This is a genomic window from Moorena sp. SIO3I6 (assembly GCF_010672095.1).
The window spans coordinates 1-3,542 of sequence record NZ_JAAHHU010000436.1; the positions used below are offsets into that span (position 1 = coordinate 1).

Consider the following 3,542-nt stretch of genomic DNA (forward strand, 5'->3'; position numbering starts at 1 on the left):
CCCAATAATCCAGCATCCGCAGGGGTAAGGGAGGTTCAGATTGGGGTAAGGTTTGAAATTCCAGATGCAAAATAGCATCAGCAACTCGCACAAAAAACAAGGCATCTGCCCGAATTGGTTCTGTGCTCAATTCGGTGTTGAGAATTTCGATATCCTCTGCTGGTTCTTGGTTAAATAACCAACGGGTAAAGGCTTGAGGATATTGTTCAACCAAATATTTTAGGGTGCTGTCGTAAGTCATTACACATCTGATCTAACTAAGTCAATTCTGGTTAAGTAATCGAAAACAGGGTTAAGAGCCGCAAATTCGACGACTCGAACCTATCCCAAATCATCTTCAATCAACCCAGGGCAAGGTATGTCGTAAATATCGGCTACTTAACTAACTTTTTAAATCCCAGTAAATCCCAACAATCATTAACGGGATATCGGGTAATAAAACCCAGCAAAACTTCTAGGTATTGTTGGGTTTTATTCTTCTATTTTATCATATTTATTAGCTATAATTTTACTGTTAATTTAGTTAATAACTTGAAGAGTTTTTTCGCTAAAATCGGGAGTGAATTACTTCAGTTAAATCTATTGATACCCCATAGCATAAAAAAAGGGGGGGAACAAGAATTATCGGGATTTTTGGGCAATAGTAGAGTGGGTAAGGCAAATCCAAACCCACTCTATCAGAGCTCAATGGCACTACTTTTTAGTGCTAAATCTAACGGGATTTTACTTATCCCTAAACTGGTTCAACCAATTGGTCAAATCCACTTCGGTTTCAAAATCTAATAACGCTTCTCCTAAATCTTCCAACTGGTCAAAGGATAATTCCTCAATTTGATTTTGTAATTGGGGATTTATCTCACCTAAGCGACGGCTAAGTAGACGCTTAATTAAATTAAGCTCATTGCGCTTTCCTTGTTCTAATCCCTGTCCTAATCCTTGTTTTAATCCCTGTTTTAATCCTTGTTCTAACTGGACTTTAGACTAAATTTTGGGATTTACAGAAATCTGCCCCAAAGCAATTAGGGCTTAAAACCTATACCTCAAGCCCTATAGAATGTTTTGGCTGTTCTTGGGCGACTTGATTATTTGCCTTTTTTGCCGAGTTTAGGAAATCCAGCCCTGACCCAAACACTTCAAAAAGTCTCGCGATTGCACAATTACCTCATAGCACAGGATCAAAACAAGTGCCTTAAAAATTGCTGTAATGCCTATGCATAAGGGGTTTGCTGTTGATTAAGTCAGTATGACTAATCTCGAAGATGCAGTTTCCGGCTCTCTTGAATTAGTCTAAAGTCCAGTTATTAGCTAATTTTGTTTTTCAACAAGGGTTGACCAATTAAAAATAAATCCTCAATATTATATCAATTAGCCAGAAAATGATAAAAGACGAATATACAGATATTCTCTTTATATTTGCTCTCTAGTGGTTATATCTTTTTGTGTTATTGACATTGTTGTTATCTTGTAAATAGTTACTGCGTATACTGAACTACTTAGCGATCGCAGACTTTCTTGCCCGAATAATGCGATCGCTTTTAGTTACGTGATCGAGTTACAAAGAGATTTGTCTTTTAGCCTTCAAATCCAACAGATTTATGAAATTCGATCAATCGGTTTATGCACATCCAATGCACGTCATTTATCTCTTCTTTTTTTGAAACAAAAATATCTTTTGCTCCGTGTGGATCATTGTGAAGTTTCAACATGAACTCAGCTAAATATGCTGCATTGGCCATGTGATAACCGTAGGAAGCTAAGCATAGATCTCCTTTACTACTATTAACTTCTCCCCACTTAGAATAATTTTTCGATATTTTGCCATAATCTTCTGGCTGATAAATAATTTCTTGGTTAGTGAAAATATTCATGGCGATTTTATAATAATCATAATACTTTCGTTCAGCTAAATTTTTACTAATAGAATGGTAGCTTAAGGTAAGGAATAAACCAACCATACATAATACTCCGGCGCTTTTGATTATGTCGCGAGTGATATACTCTATACAACTATTAGTAACTGATACAATAGGTTTCCACCAAGTGCTTCTATCGTGTTTGTCCATTACTTTTCGTACTCTTGATAGTTCGTAAAAATGAAGACGAAAACATTCCACACCTTTTAAAACAGTCTTGCGATTCCTTAGGAAATTATGCAACTTGGCTATTGTGTTTTCAACACGCTCTGTGACTATGTAATGGTAAGAATATATATAACTTTGAACACCTGATGACTTGATCTTTTCCTCTACTTCTTCTGGTCTTTCATTTAAGGCCACAAAAATGTAATAACCATTCATGTCTCCGGGCTCTTTTTCTAATATACCCATAAGATAGATGTACTTTTTTTGCATTTTTTCCTGATTTTGACTTGTATTACACCATTGTGGTTCTTTGGTATGGCAACCGGCTTCACTTTTTCAATCCCTGGGTTGGCACTATCCTCGTCTACCACTAAAATCCCTTTGAAAGGCTGAGTTTCATAATAGACCTTTGTGGCAATTCCTAGACTCCGAACGTTTTCTCGATACCACTCATTTAATTTCCGTAACTGAGGGTGATGAGCTTTTAGTTCTTTGACACTTACTGTGGTTTGTGCAAAAACCCCAATATTATCAATTAAATTAGCTAGATGAGACCCAGTGTGGGGAGTAGCCAGAAATACAATCCCTTTAGTCTGTTTAAGAATACTTTGGTTTTCAAAAGTTTGAGCACTGTTAAGCATCTCTTTAACTAAAAGCCCGCCCATACTGTGAGTAATAAATACTAATGGACGTTCACCGAGATCGCAGCTGTCTAACCAATCTAATAAATTACTGGCTTGATCGAAGAGCGGCATACTGCTGTTGTTTTTCCAGTTTGTCCCTTCAGCGTTATACCCAAAAGACCAGATGTTAAGACCTAGCTGATCTTTTCCTAACCAAACTGGCCAGAAGTCATCATCATCCTGTTTTCCCTTCGGATGCCACGTGCTTCTAGCATCCCCTCCCAACCCGTGAACAAATACGATATCCGCTTTGGCCAATGAGTTCTGGTGGCTTGAGATTTCCATCAAGCCGGTTAAATCACTCACCGATTAGCCTCCAGTTAATTATATAGTATTAACCAGTAGATGCTTGAAACCCAATCTCGATTTAGTTTAACACAGGGAAATCAGGGAACAGGGAACAGGGAACAAAAGTTATAACAATTCATTTTATAAACCTATCACAATTTATCTGATATCTTTTATTTTTTTTAGTTACTGTTGCCGATGATATCAGTAAAGTTAATCCAACAAAAAATGCCATTCTCTGAAAGAGATGCTACGCGATTTACCGAAGGTCACGCTAAGCGATCGCTAACATTTTTCTTCTATTCCCGATTCCCGATTCCCGATTCCCGATTCCCGATTCCCGATTCCCGATTCCCGATTCCCGATTCCCGATTCCCGCTTCCCGATTCCCTACTCCCGATTCCCGATTCCCGATTCCCGATTCCTGACTCCCGACTCCCGATTCCCAATTCCCAATTCTCACTTCCTTTCTCTTACATTCTCCTTCCGA

General features: G+C 38.1%; 2 protein-coding genes and 3 pseudogenes. 1 reads left to right on the plus strand and 4 read right to left on the minus strand.

What is annotated here, in order from left to right; translation table 11 throughout:
* The 4 genes and pseudogenes from F6K49_RS37465 to F6K49_RS37480 form a co-directional block, all read right to left on the minus strand.
* Positions 1-241: pseudogene (locus F6K49_RS37465) on the minus strand (hypothetical protein); the annotation flags it as partial.
* A gap of 482 nt (positions 242-723) precedes the next feature.
* Positions 724-903: pseudogene (locus F6K49_RS37470) on the minus strand (DUF4351 domain-containing protein); the annotation flags it as partial.
* Between the two features lie 668 nt (positions 904-1,571).
* Positions 1,572-2,351, minus strand: coding sequence for a hypothetical protein (locus F6K49_RS37475; protein ID WP_293105160.1), 780 nt, complete (start codon positions 2,349-2,351; stop codon positions 1,572-1,574).
* Positions 2,315-3,070, minus strand: a complete 756-nt coding sequence (locus F6K49_RS37480; protein WP_293105163.1) for an alpha/beta fold hydrolase — start codon at positions 3,068-3,070, stop codon at positions 2,315-2,317. Before F6K49_RS37480 ends, F6K49_RS37475 begins: the two co-directional genes overlap by 37 nt.
* A 210-nt stretch (positions 3,071-3,280) precedes the next feature.
* Here F6K49_RS37480 and F6K49_RS37485 point away from each other — a divergent pair.
* A pseudogene (locus tag F6K49_RS37485) lies at positions 3,281-3,542 on the plus strand (hypothetical protein); the annotation flags it as partial.

Bases quoted from the DNA above. Each gene is read 5' to 3' on its own strand.
- F6K49_RS37475 (WP_293105160.1), bottom strand. From the start codon at position 2,351: ATGCAAAAAAAGTACATCTATCTTATGGGTATATTAGAAAAAGAGCCC.